General features: G+C 36.7%; 16 protein-coding genes. 6 read left to right on the forward strand and 10 right to left on the reverse strand.

Annotated features, from left to right (window positions below; all coding sequences use genetic code 11):
- Window positions 1-59 precede the first annotated feature (59 nt).
- Window positions 60-1,496, forward strand: coding sequence for a tetratricopeptide repeat-containing sulfotransferase family protein (locus AC27I2_RS09040; protein WP_487204054.1), 1,437 nt, complete (start codon window positions 60-62; stop codon window positions 1,494-1,496).
- Here AC27I2_RS09040 and AC27I2_RS09045 read toward each other — a convergent pair.
- Window positions 1,477-2,382 (reverse strand): alpha/beta fold hydrolase, encoded by a 906-nt coding sequence (locus AC27I2_RS09045; protein WP_058404617.1) that lies wholly within the window; start codon window positions 2,380-2,382, stop codon window positions 1,477-1,479. The two genes, AC27I2_RS09040 and AC27I2_RS09045, sit on opposite strands and share 20 nt — an antisense overlap.
- Window positions 2,383-2,509: 127 nt before the next feature.
- Between AC27I2_RS09045 and rlmF the strand changes: the two genes are divergently transcribed.
- Together rlmF and ltaE are read left to right on the forward strand one after the other, a co-directional pair.
- The gene (rlmF, locus tag AC27I2_RS09050; RefSeq protein ID WP_487204055.1) at window positions 2,510-3,442 is read left to right on the forward strand and encodes a 23S rRNA (adenine(1618)-N(6))-methyltransferase RlmF; all 933 of its coding nucleotides are present in this window, start codon (window positions 2,510-2,512) and stop codon (window positions 3,440-3,442) included.
- A gap of 18 nt (window positions 3,443-3,460) precedes the next feature.
- Window positions 3,461-4,465: a low-specificity L-threonine aldolase gene (ltaE, locus tag AC27I2_RS09055; protein WP_487204056.1), complete on the forward strand. Its 1,005-nt coding sequence runs from the start codon at window positions 3,461-3,463 to the stop codon at window positions 4,463-4,465.
- On the opposite strand, the gene AC27I2_RS09060 is transcribed toward ltaE, so the two are convergent.
- From AC27I2_RS09060 to AC27I2_RS09080, 5 genes are all read right to left on the reverse strand, one after another.
- Window positions 4,448-5,032, reverse strand: a complete 585-nt coding sequence (locus tag AC27I2_RS09060; RefSeq protein WP_058404633.1) for a thymidine kinase — start codon at window positions 5,030-5,032, stop codon at window positions 4,448-4,450. The two genes, ltaE and AC27I2_RS09060, sit on opposite strands and share 18 nt — an antisense overlap.
- Window positions 5,033-5,124: 92 nt before the next feature.
- Window positions 5,125-5,889 (reverse strand): type 2 periplasmic-binding domain-containing protein, encoded by a 765-nt coding sequence (locus AC27I2_RS09065; RefSeq protein ID WP_249310797.1) that lies wholly within the window; start codon window positions 5,887-5,889, stop codon window positions 5,125-5,127.
- Between the two features lie 117 nt (window positions 5,890-6,006).
- A complete protein-coding gene (locus AC27I2_RS09070; RefSeq protein WP_138530298.1) occupies window positions 6,007-6,477 on the reverse strand; it encodes a methylated-DNA--[protein]-cysteine S-methyltransferase in 471 nt (156 codons plus the stop codon).
- On the reverse strand, window positions 6,474-7,829 hold the full coding sequence (locus tag AC27I2_RS09075) for a DNA-3-methyladenine glycosylase 2 family protein (RefSeq protein ID WP_487204057.1): 1,356 nt from the start codon (window positions 7,827-7,829) through the stop codon (window positions 6,474-6,476). Before AC27I2_RS09075 ends, AC27I2_RS09070 begins: the two co-directional genes overlap by 4 nt.
- A 77-nt stretch (window positions 7,830-7,906) precedes the next feature.
- The gene (locus tag AC27I2_RS09080) at window positions 7,907-8,389 is read right to left on the reverse strand and encodes a GNAT family N-acetyltransferase (RefSeq protein WP_058404611.1); all 483 of its coding nucleotides are present in this window, start codon (window positions 8,387-8,389) and stop codon (window positions 7,907-7,909) included.
- A 456-nt stretch (window positions 8,390-8,845) separates the two neighbouring features.
- Between AC27I2_RS09080 and bfr (AC27I2_RS09085) the strand changes: the two genes are divergently transcribed.
- Window positions 8,846-9,316, forward strand: coding sequence for a bacterioferritin (gene bfr, locus AC27I2_RS09085; RefSeq protein WP_006791631.1), 471 nt, complete (start codon window positions 8,846-8,848; stop codon window positions 9,314-9,316).
- A gap of 14 nt (window positions 9,317-9,330) precedes the next feature.
- Window positions 9,331-9,795: a bacterioferritin gene (bfr, locus tag AC27I2_RS09090; RefSeq protein ID WP_138530294.1), complete on the forward strand. Its 465-nt coding sequence runs from the start codon at window positions 9,331-9,333 to the stop codon at window positions 9,793-9,795.
- Between the two features lie 67 nt (window positions 9,796-9,862).
- Here bfr (AC27I2_RS09090) and AC27I2_RS09095 read toward each other — a convergent pair whose 3' ends face one another.
- The 4 genes from AC27I2_RS09095 to AC27I2_RS09110 all read right to left on the reverse strand — a co-directional run bounded on the left by AC27I2_RS09095 (window position 9,863) and on the right by AC27I2_RS09110 (window position 13,073).
- Complete coding sequence (locus tag AC27I2_RS09095) at window positions 9,863-10,057, reverse strand: (2Fe-2S)-binding protein (protein WP_138530292.1); 195 nt, start codon at window positions 10,055-10,057, stop codon at window positions 9,863-9,865.
- 369 nt (window positions 10,058-10,426) lie between these two features.
- Window positions 10,427-10,969, reverse strand: coding sequence for a DUF6436 domain-containing protein (locus AC27I2_RS09100; RefSeq protein WP_487204058.1), 543 nt, complete (start codon window positions 10,967-10,969; stop codon window positions 10,427-10,429).
- On the reverse strand, window positions 10,935-12,401 hold the full coding sequence (locus tag AC27I2_RS09105; RefSeq protein ID WP_487204059.1) for a methyl-accepting chemotaxis protein: 1,467 nt from the start codon (window positions 12,399-12,401) through the stop codon (window positions 10,935-10,937). Before AC27I2_RS09105 ends, AC27I2_RS09100 begins: the two co-directional genes overlap by 35 nt.
- A gap of 120 nt (window positions 12,402-12,521) precedes the next feature.
- Window positions 12,522-13,073 (reverse strand): isochorismatase family protein, encoded by a 552-nt coding sequence (locus AC27I2_RS09110; protein WP_487204060.1) that lies wholly within the window; start codon window positions 13,071-13,073, stop codon window positions 12,522-12,524.
- A gap of 202 nt (window positions 13,074-13,275) precedes the next feature.
- Here AC27I2_RS09110 and AC27I2_RS09115 point away from each other — a divergent pair, with 202 nt between their 5' ends.
- A complete protein-coding gene (locus AC27I2_RS09115) occupies window positions 13,276-17,739 on the forward strand; it encodes an EAL domain-containing protein (protein WP_487204150.1) in 4,464 nt (1,487 codons plus the stop codon).
- The last annotated feature ends 237 nt before the right edge of the window (window positions 17,740-17,976 follow it).

Genomic DNA, 17,976 nt, shown 5'->3' on the forward strand with positions numbered 1-17,976 from the left:
AATGTTAAGACATTTCGCCTTTTTTATTTTATAGTGAATAAAAAATAAAATGTTCTACTATGTTATTAGATAAAGCCAACAAACTACTCGAACAAAACAAGCTAAAAGAAGCAGAGTTTCATTACAAAACGCTACTTGCTAGTGAGCCTGAAAATGGCGAAGCCTTATTTGGTTTAGGTAAGATAGCACTAAGACTAGAAAAGTTTGATGCCGCAGTTTATTTACTACAAAAAGCCTGTGAACGTTTACCCCACATGTTAGAACCACTGCACGCGTTGGCAGACGCTTTTAATGGTGTTAATTCACCACACGACGCACTTACTGTATTAGAATACGCAAAAAGCATAGCAAGCCATAACCCTGAGCCACATTATTACTTAGCACAGCATTATTTAACACATGGTAATTTAGATAAAGCGCACACCACATTTGCACACGCATTAAGCATGGGCTTATACCCTGTTACCGCCTATATTTTATTTGAATTAGTACAACTAGGTCGTTTTAATAAAGAACACAATTACATTAGTAATTTGCATCACTTATTAACTCAAACAAACAACCTACGCCTTAAAATGGTGTGTTATTACGCATTGGGCAAGAGCTACGATAAACTAGGTGATACAGATCAAGCTTTTAACTATTTTGAACTAGCAAATACGCTGCAATATAAATTAAGCCCATTTAAAACCAAAGAGCTCGACCCTTTTTATGATCAGATTATTAAATACAACACTCAAGATATATTAGCTTCACCTGAAAAAGACTTTTCTGGCACAATCACGCCTGTATTTATAATCGGCATGCCCAGAAGCGGGTCAACCCTACTTGAACAAATGCTTTCAAATCATAGTCAATGTTCAAGCCTAGGTGAAAACGCGAGTATTAGTAATAGTGTTGTTGCTTTTTTAGAACAACAAACCAAAACTCCGTATCCTCAGTGCTTAACCAACTTAACGCCTAGCCTAATTAATCAAGCTCGCAATATTTATATTGATACTCTTAAAGCAGCCAAACCGTTAAGGCCTATTATTATTAATAAGCTACCAAGTAACTATCAATCTCTCGGACTGATTTATATGTTATTTCCTAACGCTAAGTTTATAAATTTAACACGTAACATTAACGCCACTGCATTCTCGGTATTTAGTAACTATTTTTCTGAAAACGAACCGTACTTTTGTTCTTTAACTGAGTTTAAGCACTACCATGGCTTATATGAAAAACTAATGACACATTGGAATACTTTAAAACTACCGGTGTTTAATTTAGCTTATGAAGACTTAGTAAATAACCCCGAAGACCAACTAAGTGCTCTTTTTGACTTTTTAGGCTGTAAATACGAGCAAAATTGCTTAACGTTTTACAAACAAAAAAGAGCCGTCACAACACTCAGCAAACAAGCTGTTCGTCAGCCAGTAAATACAAATGCCGTTAATAAATGGGAGCGATACCAAGTCCCCCTGCTCAAACTAATCAACAAGGGTGACACTTAAACCATTCAAGTAAATCGTTAAATTGCTCTTTTCGGGCTGTCGGATGAGTTAACATGTTTATGTGATCGTAATCTATGCGGTGTCCATGGCGGCGACCATAAATGCGCATTTGTTGTATACCAGGGCCTGATTCATCAATAAACCTTTGAATATCAATTGGCTGTGCTAACGCTTTATCTTTAACCGCTGCAACATGCAGCGTAGGAGGTAAATGAAGTGTTTGCAATGCTTTTGCGTAATCAAAATTATCGTCTGAATCGATCCAAGGCCTTTTTTTAGCCCACTGCATGCTTTGATAATGAGACTTTTGGGTTTCATCGTCGCTGCCCCACTTTAAGCGCCTTGCAGGTAAATATCCGTGTTTTTTTGCAAGCAATGGCGCCATAAAATACCAAATAAAATTGGCCTGAAGTAGTTTTTTTGGATGATTGTTAAACAGAGAACGTTTTGAACCAAAATAAACACATGCTTTTACATCATCAATATAATGTGGAAAACGTGCGAAGACACTATTCATTAAAACGCCACCCCACGAATGCGCAACCCAGTAATCGGGTTTATGACCTTCAAGCTGCTCAATTTTATTTATAAACGCAGGAATATCTTCTAAAATAGCTTCTGTTTGACCATACGCAGCAGATTTAGAAATGACGGGCTTACTTTCACCGCGCCCACGCAAATCAGCAACATAACAACGATAGCCGTGCTCAGCTAAAAATGGAGCAAGGCCTTTATTGCTATGCGTATAAAAAATTTTGCCATTTTCAACTGCACCATGCATAAAAAATACAATGGGACCATTTTGTTTTTCATCGAATATTTTGCGTAAATGCAGTGTTTGTTCAGCTGCTAAATTTATAGTTATTGAGTGTTGAGAGATGGTCACGCTTGTTCCTTATTATTACCCTAACTCATCGTACCAGTATTTTTAAATATGCCAAAGTAATTGTCTGCACTTTAATTACCAGGATTTGTTACAATTAACTATTGATATAGATTGCCAAAATAAATCCATGACTAAAAATACGCCACGTGCAAAACTACACCCACGCAATCAGCATAATAGTGGTTACGATTTTGAATTACTAACACTTGCCCTGCCGGCTCTCTGCCCATATATAGTGAATACGCCTGCAGGTACTAAAAGCATTGACTTTGCAAATAATAAAGCAGTAAAAACACTCAACCAAGCATTACTAAAAGCGCACTATAATATTGAGTTTTGGGATATTCCAGAGCACAACTTATGCCCACCAATACCTGGACGTGTAGACTACATCCATTACTTAGCCGATCTATTAAGCGAAGATAATCAGCAAACAATTCCTAGGGGTAAGCAGGTTAAAGTACTTGATATAGGCACTGGAGCAAATTTAGTTTACCCATTAACAGGAACAAGTGAATATAAGTGGCACTTTACTGGCTCAGATATAGACCCTATATCTATAAAAATAGCCAAGCAAATTGCGCAATTTAATGCCTTAAAAATAACGCTCAAGCTGCAAAAAAACTCAGCTAATATTTTTAAAGGTGTTATCAACCAAAAAGATTTATACCACTTAACGCTCTGTAACCCACCTTTTCATGCCAGTGAGGAACAAGCAAACAAAGGCAGTGAGCGCAAATGGAAAAACCTAGGGAAATCGCCAAATAACACCCTTAACTTCGGCGGAAATAGTAACGAGCTCTGGTGTGAAGGTGGCGAAGTACAATTCATTACAACAATGATTGCTGAAAGTGAAGAATTTGCTGAACAGGTATTATGGTTTACGTCTTTAATCTCTAAAAAAGACTCACTTATTGCACTTGAAGCAAAACTAAAAACATGCCCTATTGCCGAATATAAAATTATTGAAATGGCGCAGGGACAAAAAGTCAGTCGATTTATAGCATGGAGCTACTTTGATAAAGAAACGCGTGAACAAATTTGTAATGAACTTGATTAACTAAGAATAAGGCAAACTATGATAGATTTTCGTTCAGATACGGTCACCAAACCAACAAAAGAAATGCGCGATATCATGTACAGCGCACCAGTCGGTGATGATGTATACGGCGATGATGAAAGTGTCAATAACTTAGAGCACTTCGCCATTACCCGTTTTAATTGTGAAGCCGCGCTTTTTTGCAGCTCTGGCACGCAGGCTAATTTACTTGCATTAATGGCACATTGTGAACGTGGGGATGAATATATTTGCGGTCAAAATGCGCATAATTATAAATTTGAAGGTGGTGGTGCAGCTGTTTTAGGCTCTATACAGCCACAACCGATAGAAAACGAACTAAACGGCACACTTAATTTTAAAAAAATTGCCGCAGCAATTAAACCAGACGATAGTCACTTTGCGAAAACTCGACTATTAAGCCTAGAAAATACCATTGGCGGCAAAGTACTTAGCCTAGAATACCTCGCCCAAGCACGAAACTTTGTTAATGAGCATAATTTAGCGCTGCATTTAGATGGCGCTCGCGCATTTAATGCATCTACTGAGTTGAAAGTTGATATTAAAGAAATAACCACACATTTTGATTCTGTGTCTATTTGCCTATCTAAAGGGCTAGGTGCACCGGTTGGATCATTATTATTGGGGTCGTCAACGTTAATAAACAAAGCTAGACGCTGGCGTAAAGTACTCGGTGGTGGCATGCGACAAGCCGGAATGCTCGCTGCTGCAGGGCAATATGCGCTTGAAAATAACGTAAACCGCTTAAAAGACGATCATGCTAATGCGCGCTACCTAGCTGAAAGTTTAAGTGCACTCAAAGGCTTTAACGTAGATATGAGTAATACGACCAATATGGTGTATGCCTCTTATGTCGAAGATTTTAATATTGCAGATATAGCCCAGAATCTAAAGCAGCAAGGTATCCTAATAAGCCCAAGCAAACAACTTAGGCTAGTAACGCATTTAGGGATAACACAAAAAGATATAGACACGTTTATTAACGCGTTATCGGCCCATGTTTAAAGCCGCTTTATAATGTTTGCGGCACACCGATACATAACGATCGTTGCCGCCAATTTCAACTTGATTACCATCGGCAATCGCATCACCATTTTCATCGGTACGTAATACGTGATTGGCTTTGCGCCCACAATGGCACACTGTTTTAAGCTCAATTAACTTATCAGCCCAAGCTAAAAGATATTGCGAACCGACAAACAACTCACCTCTAAAGTCGTTTCGTAAACCGTAGCAAAGCACAGGAATGCCCAACTCATCAACTACATCCGTTAACTGCATTACCTGCTCTTTAGATAAAAACTGACATTCATCGACTAATATACAATGGCGTTTTCTTTCACTATTAAGCGATTGAATCAATTCATATACATCTTTACTTGCATCAAATACATGTGCATCTGCTTGCAAACCTATTCGAGACGAAACCTTACCCACACCGGCTCTATTATCAATAGCAGCAGTGAGGATTACCGGCTCCATTCCTCGCTCTTTATAATTAAAAGCCGATTGTAATAAGGTGGTAGATTTTCCCGCATTCATTGCAGAATAGTAAAAGTATAATTGAGCCATGATGGTGCCAAGTTGCAAAAAGTGCGCTTATGCTACCCTAATATTCAATGAATACCAATTTCAAACGCTAAATAAGATTATGGTTTAAAGCATTAGTTTTCAGGCTGTTTTGCTGAATTTAAATAATTAATGTAGATAGGAGCGGTATCAAATTCACTAATCCATTGCCACATTTTATGGCTAAGCACCGGATGATTTTCATAGAATTGATGCGAAAAAACTAAATAACCAAAAGTGAACTCATATGGAGGGTATATCGCTGCTACATCAGTGTCGTTATGAGGGTAACTTGACGTTTTGGTTTTATCAACTTGGCAAATATCGATGCTTGAATCTACTACGCCTTTATTAAGTAATTCAAATGCACTTTTTTTAGACACTGTTTCGTGAACAAAAAGAGGTTCTTTGTCTAAAGTTGTGCCCAAGCCGTAGCCACTTGGCACTGCAATCGTAAATATTTTGCTGTTTAACTCGTCACGCAGTTGCCATTGTGAGCGGAACTTATCACGACCTAACAAGCAACTACCAAACTTACTAATGGCAAACTGGGTGTTAGGTTTTGCATTTTCATTCATTGGGTAAACGGCTATTCGCTCTCTGCCTTTTCTAAAGCTTGCAATAACCGCATTTACTTTATTTGATTCAAGATCTTTCAAACATCTTCGCCAAGGTTTCCTTACAAACTCAATATCAACGCCATCAACCGCGTCGTCCAATAGCCGTAATACGTCTGCCGAAGCACCGGGCCTTTGAATCGGGATCTCTTGTCCTACACCTAAAAACATCGGCGCAATTTCTTTGTCTTCATAGCAAAAAAGCAGTTTTTTATCAGCCGCGCTCGCGTTATTGAATGTCACGAGCGCTAAAAAAGTAAATATGTAAAATAGTGTAACAACTTGCATGGCTATTTTAATTAAGGTGTTTTTTATAGTTTAACCCTTATGGCATATGATACAAAGTTTATAGCAACACATTCACAGTAATCCTTCGTGTTGTAAAAGCCAACGCTTTCTTTCTAGTCCACCAGCGTACCCTGTAAGCGTTGCATTTGCGCCAATAACTCGATGGCAGGGTACGATAATACTAATCGGATTTTTACCGTTAGCGGCCCCCACCGCTCTTACCGCTTTTGGATTATTCAATGCGTGAGCAATATCACCATACGTATTAGTTTTACCGTAAGGAACATCTAAAAGTGCGTTCCATACACTTTTTTGAAATTCAGTCCCTTTAGTATCTAAGGGAACATCAAAAATTTTACGATTTTTATTAAAATACTCATTTAATTGTAGCGCACAGCTCAATATCGGCTCATTAGTTACTTTAGTAAGAGGCACATGTGGGTAGGTTTCAAGCGGATAAAAGCCAACGTAACTCACCCCTTTTTCAGTTGCTTGAATTATTATATTGTCTATAGGACTTGATATGTATGTTTGAATAATCATGATAGTTGCTGCCAAAGTTGGAACGTTAAATATGAACGAAATGGAGTGCACTTTTCACTATTAAATGAATTCGCCGCAGCTTGTGCTTTGTTAATTCCTAAATCACCTTCAAGTAACACATCGGGTTGACTCTGCCCCCTTAACTTAGCGTAGTTTACTGTCCATGGGCCGATTCCTTTTAAATCAAGCCATAAATCTAAGTCGCTGTTGCCGGGATTATTATTACAAAATAAGGCTAAATTATGCAGTGCGTTTTTTCGCGTCTGTGGCATTTTAAAAAAATCAAAATTGCTTTGTGCTACTTGTTCAGCACTCGGAAAATACGCATGCTTTAGGTCATTTTCTCCAAGTTCAGCAACGAGTTTAGTGACTAGGTTATGCGCTGCAGCTACGCTTACTTGCTGACCAAGCACCGCTCGAATACCTGCCTCAAAGTCTGACCAAATACCAGGCAGCCTTAGCCCAATACACAGTGGAAATGCATCGTTTATGTTTTTACTTAAGTGAGTTTCTATTAAATTAACATCAGCATCTAAATCTAGCACTCGACGTATATTATTAATAACAGATTGCAAATATTGTGTGTTGTCTATGTCTATTTTCACTTTAAAGTGGTGTTTATATTCAATAAATTCAGCAGTGAAACTCCCCTTATACAGTGCATTTGAAAACGTGCGACCATAGCTATTTTCTGAGACCCATTCAACAGGTTTAATTAAACGTTTTTCTATAAACGAGCGTAAAGCAAGCCAATTATAAGGCGGTCTAAAAGGCAGGATTAATTCAAGTGTTGAGCGTTTGACATTAGTAGTTTTACGCAGTGTTGAAGGGGCTATATTGAGTTGCTTTAAAAATGCATCATTAAAGCGTCGAGTACTTTTAAAGCCAGCTGAAAATGCAATCTCGGTCAGCGGTAAATTGGTTTCTTGAATTAGTTTTTTTGCAAAATGACACTGGTTAAAAATACGGTACTGCGTGACAGACAAGCCAAAATTTTGTTTAAATAACCGTCTTAAATATCGACTACTTACACCTAATCTTTCAGCTAGCATCTCACAATCATGTTCATTGTGCTGGTCAATGAGCTGCTTTGCCCTCAGAGCGGTTGTTTTAGTCCCTTGCCAAGCAGCACTTCCAGGTGCGCTGTCAGGTCTACAGCGAATGCATGGCCTAAAACCGTCTTGTGCCGCATTATGAGCAAACTCATAATAAACAACATTTTTTTCAAGCGCCGTGGGAGCCGGACAAATAGGCCTGCAATAAATACCTGTACTTTTTACTGCAACATAGAAAAGACCATCAAAACGGTGATCGCGACTTTGACGTGCTTTTTGCCAGTAAGATGAAATCATAAACAGCTCTTTTAATAATTGACTGCGACAAAGTTTAAATAAATTTTAAACCATTGCTAGCCACAATCGGTACTCAACTATTTAGCGAAATCTATTAACTCTTGGCCCGTTAAACGATAAATAATCCATTCAGTTTGTGGTTTTGCACCTATACTGTCATAAAAATCTATAGCAGGCTTATTCCAATCCAACACAACCCACTCAAATCGGCCACAATTGTTGTTCAACGCCTTATTGGCTAAATGCTTCATAATAGCTTTACCTGCACCTTTACCACGACTATCTGGACTAACGTATAAGTCTTCAAGATATAACCCATTTTTACCTAACCAAGTCGAATAGTTGTAAAAATAAACCGCAAAACCAATTGGCTCATCGCCATCTAAACATATAATACTGTGCGCAGTGGCGCCTTCACTAAATAAGGTGTCTAAAATTGCTTGCTCATTTGTTTTTACAGCATCGGGTTCTTTTTCGTATATTGCAAGCTCAGTAATAAAATGTAGGATAGTATTTGCATCGCTAGGTTTAGCATCGCGAATTATAATCGACTGACTCATAGTGTTTTTCCTCTGGTGTGCTTTGCTTTTATTAGATTAAAGTATATTTTTCATAAAATTAATTAAGTATTAAGCATCAATACATTTAAATAGTTAAAGCGTTATTTTGCCCTGTATTAATGGTTTAACTTAATTGCTGTATTTAATTGCTGAAATCTTTTGCTCGTGAGTACAGCTAATTATGTCTATAAAGCCTACCATACATGCTTTAACGGTGTTGTTAGTTCATAACACCTATTTTACTTCCGTCAGAAGTACTTAACTATATTAACCTGATAATAATTAAAATTTTATTTAAACTGAAATCAAAAACACTGTATGTAAAGCAAGCAGCAATGCAAACTTAAATAAGAATCAAAACCAATAGTAACACAATGATTTTTATAGAGAAAAACTTGCAATTAATTAGTTTTACACTACACTGGCTACAATCAAAAAAAGTTATGGTGACGTATCATGAAAGGTAATCAAAAAGTAATCGACGCATTTAATGCACTCCTTGCCAATGAGTTAGCTGCAATCGATCAATATTTTATACACTCGCGCATGTACGACGATTGGGGATTGAATAAACTTTATGAGCGTCTTAATCATGAGATGGAAGAAGAAAAAGACCATGCAGATTGGTTGATCAAACGTATTTTATTTTTAGAAGGTGTACCCAACCTTACTAAGCGTCGTGATTTACTTATCGGTAACGATGTTAAAAGCATGATGCAAAATGATTTAACACTTGAACTAGAAGTGGTTGCCTGCGTGAAAGATGTTATTGCCATCTGTGAAGAACAGCAAGATTATCAATCTCGTGCAATACTTCAAAAGCTATTGTTCGATACAGAAGAAGATCACGTTTACTGGTTAGAACAACAACTTGGCCTAATTGAAAAAATTGGCTCAGAAAATTACCACCAATCACAAATGGGTTAGCAGGAGCTAAAGTTATGAAAGGCGATTTAGAGGTAATTAAAGCGTTAAATAACGTACTTGCTAACGAACTTGTCGGCATCAATCAGTACTTTTTACACGCACGCATGTTTAAAGATTTTGGCTTTAGTAAGCTTGATAAAGCCGATTATAAAGTGTCCATTCAGAAAATGAAAAACGCTGACCGTTTGATTGAACGTATTTTGTTTTTAGAAGGTTTACCAAACCTTCAAGACCTAGGTCGTTTACGTATAGGTGAGAACAGCGAAGAAATGATTACAGCTAATTTGAGCTTCGAACTCGACACCATAGACGAACTCCGCGCTGCCGTTAAACTAGCTGAAAGTAAAAAAGATTACATTAGCCGAGAGGCGCTCGACCATATTTTAAACGAGCAAGAAGAGCAAATGGATTGGTTAGAAACACAGCAGCAGCTTATTGAAAATGTAGGGATCGAAAATTACCTACAATCTCAACTTTAAACAATAATTTAGTTACAAAAAAAGCAGCTTAATAAAGCTGCTTTTTTTATGAATTTTTAAAATGTAATTAAGCTACTTGATCAGTAATATCTGCAATTTCGATAAGTTTACGATTAAGGATCTTTTTAGTACAACCGCAACATTTACCACATTGGCTGCCCACTTTAAGCTCTCTGGTTAATTCACGCATGGTAGTTGCACCATCGTCAATTGTTTGCTCAATTTTTTTATCTGTCACACCGTGACATAGACAAATATACATGAATACAAACCACTCTAATTACTTTTGATATGCTCATCTTAATCTAAATGGTAATAGTTATCAATAGCCATTCTAGCTTTATTTGATTTTTATTGTTACTCCCATAATGCCGTTAAAATAACCTCTAACATAAAAAGTGATTACTCAGTGAACAGCTAAGTTTTTGTCAATCTTGTTTAGAATTGCTACTGGTAGAAGTTGATATGTTAGTTCAGCTAGTGGACAGCTAAAAGTGTTGCTTTAATCTGCCTGCTAACACTGATTCAAACCATATATAAGCACTAAGTTAATTAGCTTGTCTTTGAAGGAGGACGTCGAGTGCGAATTAACATCCAAGGCATTTGTTTTTAAATAAGCGGCGGTATGAAGCTAAACGATATTTTTACAATAGCAACCTTTAGTATCTGCGACGAGTAAACCCGAATTAAACCCCGCAACTAAGTTATTAATTGCCGTTTCTACAAAACCACTGCCCTGCGAGCACGCTAATCCTTCTGATAATGGCCCTGCGTAAACAAACTCGCCATGCTTGTCCATAATTATTGCAGCTGGTGTTGCTGGAATAACGTGCTTTAGCTTAGCTGAGTAAGGATGCTGAATGATGTTAAAGCCTTTTTCTTCTGCAAAGCGCTTAAGAGCAGTAATATGACTTTTAGCCTGCTTTGTGCAACCGCAGTTTTGTTCTAAAACAAGAATCAAAGACGCCTGATGTGTTTGCGTATTCAAGCCTAGTTGGTTTTTAAAACTCAAAAACCAACCATCTTGCAATAATACTTTGTCACTATCAAACGGCTTTAACTGTTCAGCTTGAAAGTAGACTAGGCCTGATATTACAAATCCTAACCAGCAGAATATTATAAACTTTAAAAAAGTTGAGCTACTTAAATTTGGCAATTGATTGCTCAAGTACATCAATGCTCACGTCGATTAACTGAACTTTGTCGGTGAGTTGCTTAACAATATTGGCGTCTTCATACTGGTTTTGGCGCATTTGGTCTGTGCTGTTAGCGATCTGTTCTGTGTTACCAGCTTGCTCTGAAACAACTTGTGCAACCGAGCTAGTACTACTTGAAACCGCTTTTATTTGTTCACTCATTGCTGAGATATTCTCTTTCATTGCAGTGCTTATCTCAGTTAAATCAACAACAAAGCTTACGCATTGAGTCATTGATTGAGTAGACGTTTTACTATTTGTAACAAGGTCTTTAAGTGTCAGGCCTATTTTATCTGTAGTTGCTTTACTGTGATTTGCCAATGATCGAACTTCATCTGCTACGACGGCAAAGCCTCTTCCGTGCTCACCAGCTCTGGCTGCCTCTATAGCTGCATTGAGCGCTAATAAATTTGTCTGCTCAGCAATTCCTGAAATTTCGTTTAATAAGCTTGAGATAACATCACCAGCAGCAACGAGTTGAATAATTTGCTCTTCAGTGTGATTTAACAAATTTAGTAGCTCTCTACTTTTGCTATCGGTCTGTAATACGTCGTCTAACGCTCCTTTGGCCGATTCTGTAATGCTATCGACTTGATGCTTTAACACTTCACTTTCTTGCTCAACTAATTTAAAACCATGCGCAACTTGAGCGCCCGAATTAGCTATATCATCTGTTTGCTGAGTGCGCTGCTGTGCACCATTTGCTAGCCTATCGTGGACATTAATTAATTCACCGGAGTTGGTTTTAAGCGAATATGATTGGGTTTTAACTTGTTTAATAACGTCCGACAAGTAATCGAGTAAGGTGTTAAAACCTACAACAGCTTCACTTTGTGTGTAATCGGCTCTAAGCGATAATTTAATGTGCTCAGAGTTTTCCATTATTTGCTCAGTTGCTGAACTAAGTGATGTTCCAGCTCGGCGCTCTCTCTCTAAAGTGATAGCTATATAACCAACAACAAGCACCTCTACTATTGCATATACCGCATGGATTATTACAGTACTGAATGCGAGCCTGTCAGGGTCGAAAACATAAAAACCCGTGTTTTGCGTTTGCAAGTAATAAAAAGAAAGGTGATGGACTGCTACAAATAAAATAGCAGTTATGAATACGCGCCACTGGACAAAAACAATCAATATTGGCATTAATATAAATATTTCAAAATGTACTTCAATTAGGCCAAATGCTTGTTGTATATGTAAAAAAGAAAACATCATAATTGCAGCAGCAACTATGTGAGGGGTGACAGGATTGTTTTCTTGCGTTTTTAGTAACCATATTGGTAATAAACACAGCGGCAAACCGACTACAAATGCCTGAGCCAACGTATCAAAATAAAGGCCAAGGCCTATAGATTCAACAAATAATAGGATAAAAATAACTGTTAATAAGCGGCTAACACTAGACATAAAGAACCTAACTTTTAGTTTTACTAATACATTTAGCTTAATACAACAAAGACAAATAGTACCAAATTTGTCAATAAATAATAAACCGTAAACATTTAATTTACATTATATGCGAATAACCTATTTAATTATAGGTAGTATTTTTTTAAACGTAGGCGTAGCTGCAGCTTTTGTCCATTGGAAAATAATAATTTCTGCACATGAAATTACCGCTCCGCCATGCTTTAGTTGTTCTATTGCGATGCTTTTATGCTCGATATTACGAGATCCAATTGCGTCGGTTACTAAAACCACCTCAAATCCACTTTTTAGTAAATCGATACATGTTTGAAGAACACATACATGCGCCTCAGTGCCCGCCACAACAATAGTGTTTTTATTAAAACTAGTTAATTTTTCCAAAAAGCCAACTTCTTCACATGCACTAAAATGAACCTTACTAAAATACGTAGCCCGCGGTAAAACCGATTTAATTTTCTTATCCGTTTCTCCCAATCCATGTACGTACTGCTCTGAGATCAATGTCGGTATATCGTGCACAATTGACGCCTGGGCTAATTTTAGGGTGTTTTTTAAAAGATTTTGAATATCACTGATCATAGGGGAAAGTCGCTCTTGAATGTCTATAATCAATAGAAGGCTATCTTTAGCTTGTATGTTTGTTAAAACCATTTAAGGACCTCTCTAAAACTCTTTAATAGCCTTAAATATTAGCTCAAAACATTAAATTAGCATTGATATTTTCTGTTTATTATTCGTAATTAAAAAATAAAACTTGTGCTATATTTAACACTTAGCTGAATAATGCATTACCTGTTGTGGAGATCGGTCATCAGTGCCATTTAGTAAACGTTGCCTTTTTATTTTAATTTTCATGTTATGTATTACTAATGCATTTGCATCGCAAAATTATGCCCAACAATTACAGCGCCTTTCTACAGATGAAGGGCTCTCACAAAACTACGTTGTAAAAATACAAGAAGATGAAATTGGATACATTTGGATTGCAACACAACAAGGGTTAAACAGGTTTGATGGCTATACCGTTGAAACATTCGACGGTGGTTTTGAGCTAGACAAGCATTACATATTCACAGTTTTGAAAACACAAGACGGTAAGCTACTTGTTTCCACTGAGTTATCGGGTGCATACATAATAGACCCACAAACTCTCAAAACAGAAAAAATCTTCTCTGGCAAGCTTGATAAAGAAACACAAATTTATTCTTCCGTATCAGCAATGGCCGAACAAAACGAGTTTTATTATTTAGCCATTGATAACCAAATACTCTCTTACAATAAAACCACTGGTGCTTTTACACAAACAGCGGTTTTAGCTAATAAAACATCATATATACGTGCTCTTACACTATATAATAATACACTTTATATTGGTGCCAATGATGGCCTACATACGTTCAACCTTATTAGCAATCAACTTGCAGAAGTTACACTGCACCCTGCCGAACAGACAACAATAGACAACATTAATGTAAAGTTTTTACAGGTAGACAAAGAGCTTGGTCTTCTAGTTGGTACGGTAGAAGGATTGTATAGATTCGAATTTTTAAATGATAACCAATTACTCAGTTCTATAATAACGCTTATTCCCGACCTCAATATTTGGGATTACATTAATTCTGATGATGGTGATTTTGTAGCAACCGAAAAAGGGTTATTTAATTTTAGCCGAATAAACAGCGAAATAGAGCTCATATTAAATTATGAAAAAAGTAAATTTAACATAAACGATAACTCAATTGATGATTTAACAATAAGCCAAACCGGAGTACTTTGGTTATCCTCAAGAAGCCAGGGGGTATTCACATGGCCTATTAACACTAGGCGATTTAAAAATATTAATTTGCCTGTCAATAATACCATAAACAAAATTCACGAAGACGAAGATAATATTATATGGTTTGGCACAAACGATGGCCTAGCTCAATACAACCCTAAAACAAAAACCACGCGTACTTTTTTAAATTCAACCGATACTAAAGCAGTGTTTGGCTCTTCAGCAATTTATGATGTTTTTGCATCTTCACTAGGAAACAACCAATATTTATGGCTGTATACATACAATGGGTTTGAGTTGTTTGATAAAAACAGTAAACAATTAGTATCAAATTTAAGTAGTAATAACGATTTACTTACTCAACCGACTATTTTTGGCTTTGCCAAAATTGACAGCCATCTATTTGCATTTGCAAACGACAAAAACTTTTACCTGTTCAACGAAAAAACGGGTGGTATAAGGGTTATTAAAGGACTTAAAAACCTCCTAGATCCGATAAATGCCTATGTGTTTCTTCCGCCATTGGAAACTCATCCGAACGAACTTTTAATTAGTATGAGTAATAGCTTGGTTAGGTATAACGAAGAATCACAAAACTTAACTCAAATATTTCAGTCATCAAAGACTAAAGACGACATTTATTACACCGTAGATAATTACTACCTTGACTTAAAAAGAAATATTTTATGGCTTGCAACAACTCATGAAGGTTTAATTGGCGTAGACCCACAAAGCTACGAAAAAAAGCATTCTTTAAGCCTTAAAAACTCGTTAAATTCTAATTCAATTTTGTCTTTAGTGCCTGATGAAAAAGATTACCTGTGGGCCAGTTCTGACAATGGACTCTACAAAATAGATCTCAACACACACAATGTTACAAGTTTTTCGGTTAAAGATGGTTTAAACACCAGTAAATTTACAGACTACACACAAAAGAAATTGAATAATGGGCAAATAATATTAGGTAGTAACGCAGGCGCCCTACTTTTTAACCCTGCTGACTTCAAAACAAAAAAAACAACCGAAAAACATAGACTAGCTATTACAGATGTCAGTTTATTAACGAGGGAATTGCCTTTTTCTCCCCTTAAGTACAGTAATCAAGCGCTCAAACTGAACCATGACGATATGGGGTTAACAGTAAACTTTTCTGATTTTTCGTATCCAGATACAAATAAAACGTTTTATGATGTGGTTCTTGATGGCCCAACATCACTTACTTATGAAAACTTAAAATCAAACCAGGTGTTTTTTACTAAACTTCAACCAGGCAACTACTCTCTCGCTATAAACGCGCATTTCAAAGATGGTGTAATTAAAGCTAAACCAGTAGAGCTCAGCATAAATGTAGCCCATGCACCCTGGAAGTCACCCTTTGCGCTATTCACATATATTATCATTACGCTCACCCTTTTCGCTTTATTTTTTTGGCAGTACCGAAACCGTCAAAATGTTATTCAACAAGCGCATACAGACACCATAAACTCGAAAAAACAAACAGAACTCGCCCTTAGAAACAATAAAAGTGGCGTATGGGATTATCAATTTTTAGACCGTTCAGTAAATACTTTACGTGGCACAGAACTGGGTTACGAAAACTTAGAAGAACGGGTAGCTATAGAGAAGTTTTTTTCTATTATACATCCTGACGATAAGCGCCGCTTTGAAACCAAATGGCAAAATTACATAAGTAATAAAAGTAAAAATAAAAATTGGCAATTAACATTTCGTCTTCGCCATAAAAATGGCCATTGGTTATGGTACCAAGACACAGGCCAAATAATTTTTGATACTCAAACAGGCAAGCCTTTATATGTATCAGGTATCTATACCAATATTACTGAGCAGCGTGCTAATGAAGAGCAAGCTAAAATATTAGGTGAAGCATTTGGCCAAATAAACGATTGGTTGCTGATTTTAGACGACCACTTACTGCCTTTTTCCGCGAATACTAGTTTCATAAGAACGTTTTCTGATACACAAACATCTACAAATATTAGCCCTAAACTATTTATAAAATCGCTTGGTATAGAAAAGTGCAAAGAATTTGCAAAAACATTAAAGGCATTGCAGCCAACTGAAAACTGGCATATCGATACCTTAATAAAAACAGCTAAAAATAATAAGCACCCAGTGCATATTAATGTGACTGCAGTTGCTAAAAGCACAACAGAAGTAAGCTACTATGTAATTGTTATTTCTGACTTAACTGAGCAAAAAAGAGCTGAAAATGAGCTGCGATATTTAGCTAACTATGACGCACTTACAAAACTACCAAACCGTAGTTTAATGTACCAAAACATTGAGGAAGCTATTAAGCAAGCTGCAAGCTCAAATACACATTGCGCACTCTTGTTTATTGATTTAGATAAGTTTAAACCAGTGAATGACTCTTTTGGTCATGCTGTAGGTGATAAGCTTCTTTGCAATATTACTGAGCGGGTCAATAATATACTTAACGAAAATGCACAGCTTGGCCGACAAAGCGGGGATGAATTTTTAGTTCTTATCAAAAATGTAGAATCGCAAGACTCGTTGAAGGAAACCGTTAAACTAATTAGTAAAGAATTAGCAAATAAAGTAATAATTGAAGACTTTGCCATTAATATTTCTGCCAGTATAGGGGTAGCTCTTTACCCCTTTGACGCCATCACAACCGACATTTTAATTCGAAATGCAGATGTTGCAATGATGCAAGCTAAGCAAAATGGTAGGAATGACTTCAGTTTCTTTAGCGATGAAATGAATGAACAAATAAAACAAAAACTGCTGCTCGAAAATGATTTAAAAGATGCGGTAAAAGCCGACCTTTTGTTTAATCATTACCAACCCATTATTGATATAGAAGCAAAAACGATTAACGGCGTGGAGTTACTCATGCGTTGGAAAAACAAAGGACAATTTGTTTCACCTGCGGTGTTTATTCCTATATCAGAAGAAACAGGGTTAATAGAACACCTAACTGAGCTTGCACTAAAACGTGCGCTTATTGAATTAGCCCCATTGCTTAATGAGAATCCCTTATTTTATATTTCTTTAAACTTGTCGCCTAAACACATTTTAAAAGCGAATATAACGGATCGGTTGCAGCATATTTTAAAAGAATTTAATGTTCAAACCAGGCAGCTAAGGCTCGAAATTACAGAAAGCATTTTGCTCGAAGATAAATACAAAGCTGCAAAGCAATTACAGGCGTTGAAAACAGCAGGGTTTAAATTATTACTTGATGACTTTGGCACAGGTTATTCATCATTAACTTATTTAAGTCAATTTCCGATTAACGTTATAAAAATAGATCAGAGTTTTGTAAATAGTATTGGTGAAGATAAAGGAGACGAGTCAATTATTAAAACTATTCTTTCTTTAGCTGAAAACCTAAACTTATATTGTATTGCCGAAGGCGTTGAAAATCGTGAGCAAATGGAGTTTTTAGCTAACGCGGGGTGCCATGTGCTTCAAGGTTATTACTTTGCAAGGCCGATGAGTGCTGAGGCTCTTAAAGAAAGTAGTTGTTTTAGCAAAATTATTGAGCTTATTTAAAATATCTAAAAAGAGGATTTAAAACCTTGGCACTTAATTAATATTAGGGCCAATTGGCCTTGTTGACTAAACCCCGTTCAAGCTAGAAGCTATTTAATCGCAGCGCGAGGTTTTATAACCTTGTGGGCTTGATAAATGCTCCTACGTAACTTTACTGAATTACATCCATATAAGAACAAGCCAATACCAAGCAACAAGCAGTAAATTGCTCTGAGGAAGCCCCTTCGGGGACACGTC

The organism is Pseudoalteromonas sp. NH0006-46 (assembly GCF_057547735.1).

Excerpts from the sequence above, each read along its gene's own strand:
- AC27I2_RS09115 (WP_487204150.1), top strand. The coding sequence starts at position 13,276 with ATGTTATGTATTACTAATGCATTTGCATCGCAAAATTATGCCCAACAA.
- AC27I2_RS09040 (WP_487204054.1), top strand. The coding sequence starts at position 60 with ATGTTATTAGATAAAGCCAACAAACTACTCGAACAAAACAAGCTAAAA.
- rlmF (WP_487204055.1), top strand. The coding sequence starts at position 2,510 with ATGACTAAAAATACGCCACGTGCAAAACTACACCCACGCAATCAGCAT.
- ltaE (WP_487204056.1), top strand. The coding sequence starts at position 3,461 with ATGATAGATTTTCGTTCAGATACGGTCACCAAACCAACAAAAGAAATG.
- AC27I2_RS09110 (WP_487204060.1), bottom strand. The coding sequence starts at position 13,073 with ATGGTTTTAACAAACATACAAGCTAAAGATAGCCTTCTATTGATTATA.
- AC27I2_RS09075 (WP_487204057.1), bottom strand. The coding sequence starts at position 7,829 with ATGATTTCATCTTACTGGCAAAAAGCACGTCAAAGTCGCGATCACCGT.
- AC27I2_RS09100 (WP_487204058.1), bottom strand. The coding sequence starts at position 10,969 with ATGTACTTGAGCAATCAATTGCCAAATTTAAGTAGCTCAACTTTTTTA.
- bfr (WP_006791631.1), top strand. The coding sequence starts at position 8,846 with ATGAAAGGTAATCAAAAAGTAATCGACGCATTTAATGCACTCCTTGCC.
- bfr (WP_138530294.1), top strand. The coding sequence starts at position 9,331 with ATGAAAGGCGATTTAGAGGTAATTAAAGCGTTAAATAACGTACTTGCT.
- AC27I2_RS09080 (WP_058404611.1), bottom strand. The coding sequence starts at position 8,389 with ATGAGTCAGTCGATTATAATTCGCGATGCTAAACCTAGCGATGCAAAT.
- AC27I2_RS09060 (WP_058404633.1), bottom strand. The coding sequence starts at position 5,032 with ATGGCTCAATTATACTTTTACTATTCTGCAATGAATGCGGGAAAATCT.
- AC27I2_RS09095 (WP_138530292.1), bottom strand. The coding sequence starts at position 10,057 with ATGTATATTTGTCTATGTCACGGTGTGACAGATAAAAAAATTGAGCAA.
- AC27I2_RS09070 (WP_138530298.1), bottom strand. The coding sequence starts at position 6,477 with ATGATTATTCAAACATACATATCAAGTCCTATAGACAATATAATAATT.
- AC27I2_RS09105 (WP_487204059.1), bottom strand. The coding sequence starts at position 12,401 with ATGTCTAGTGTTAGCCGCTTATTAACAGTTATTTTTATCCTATTATTT.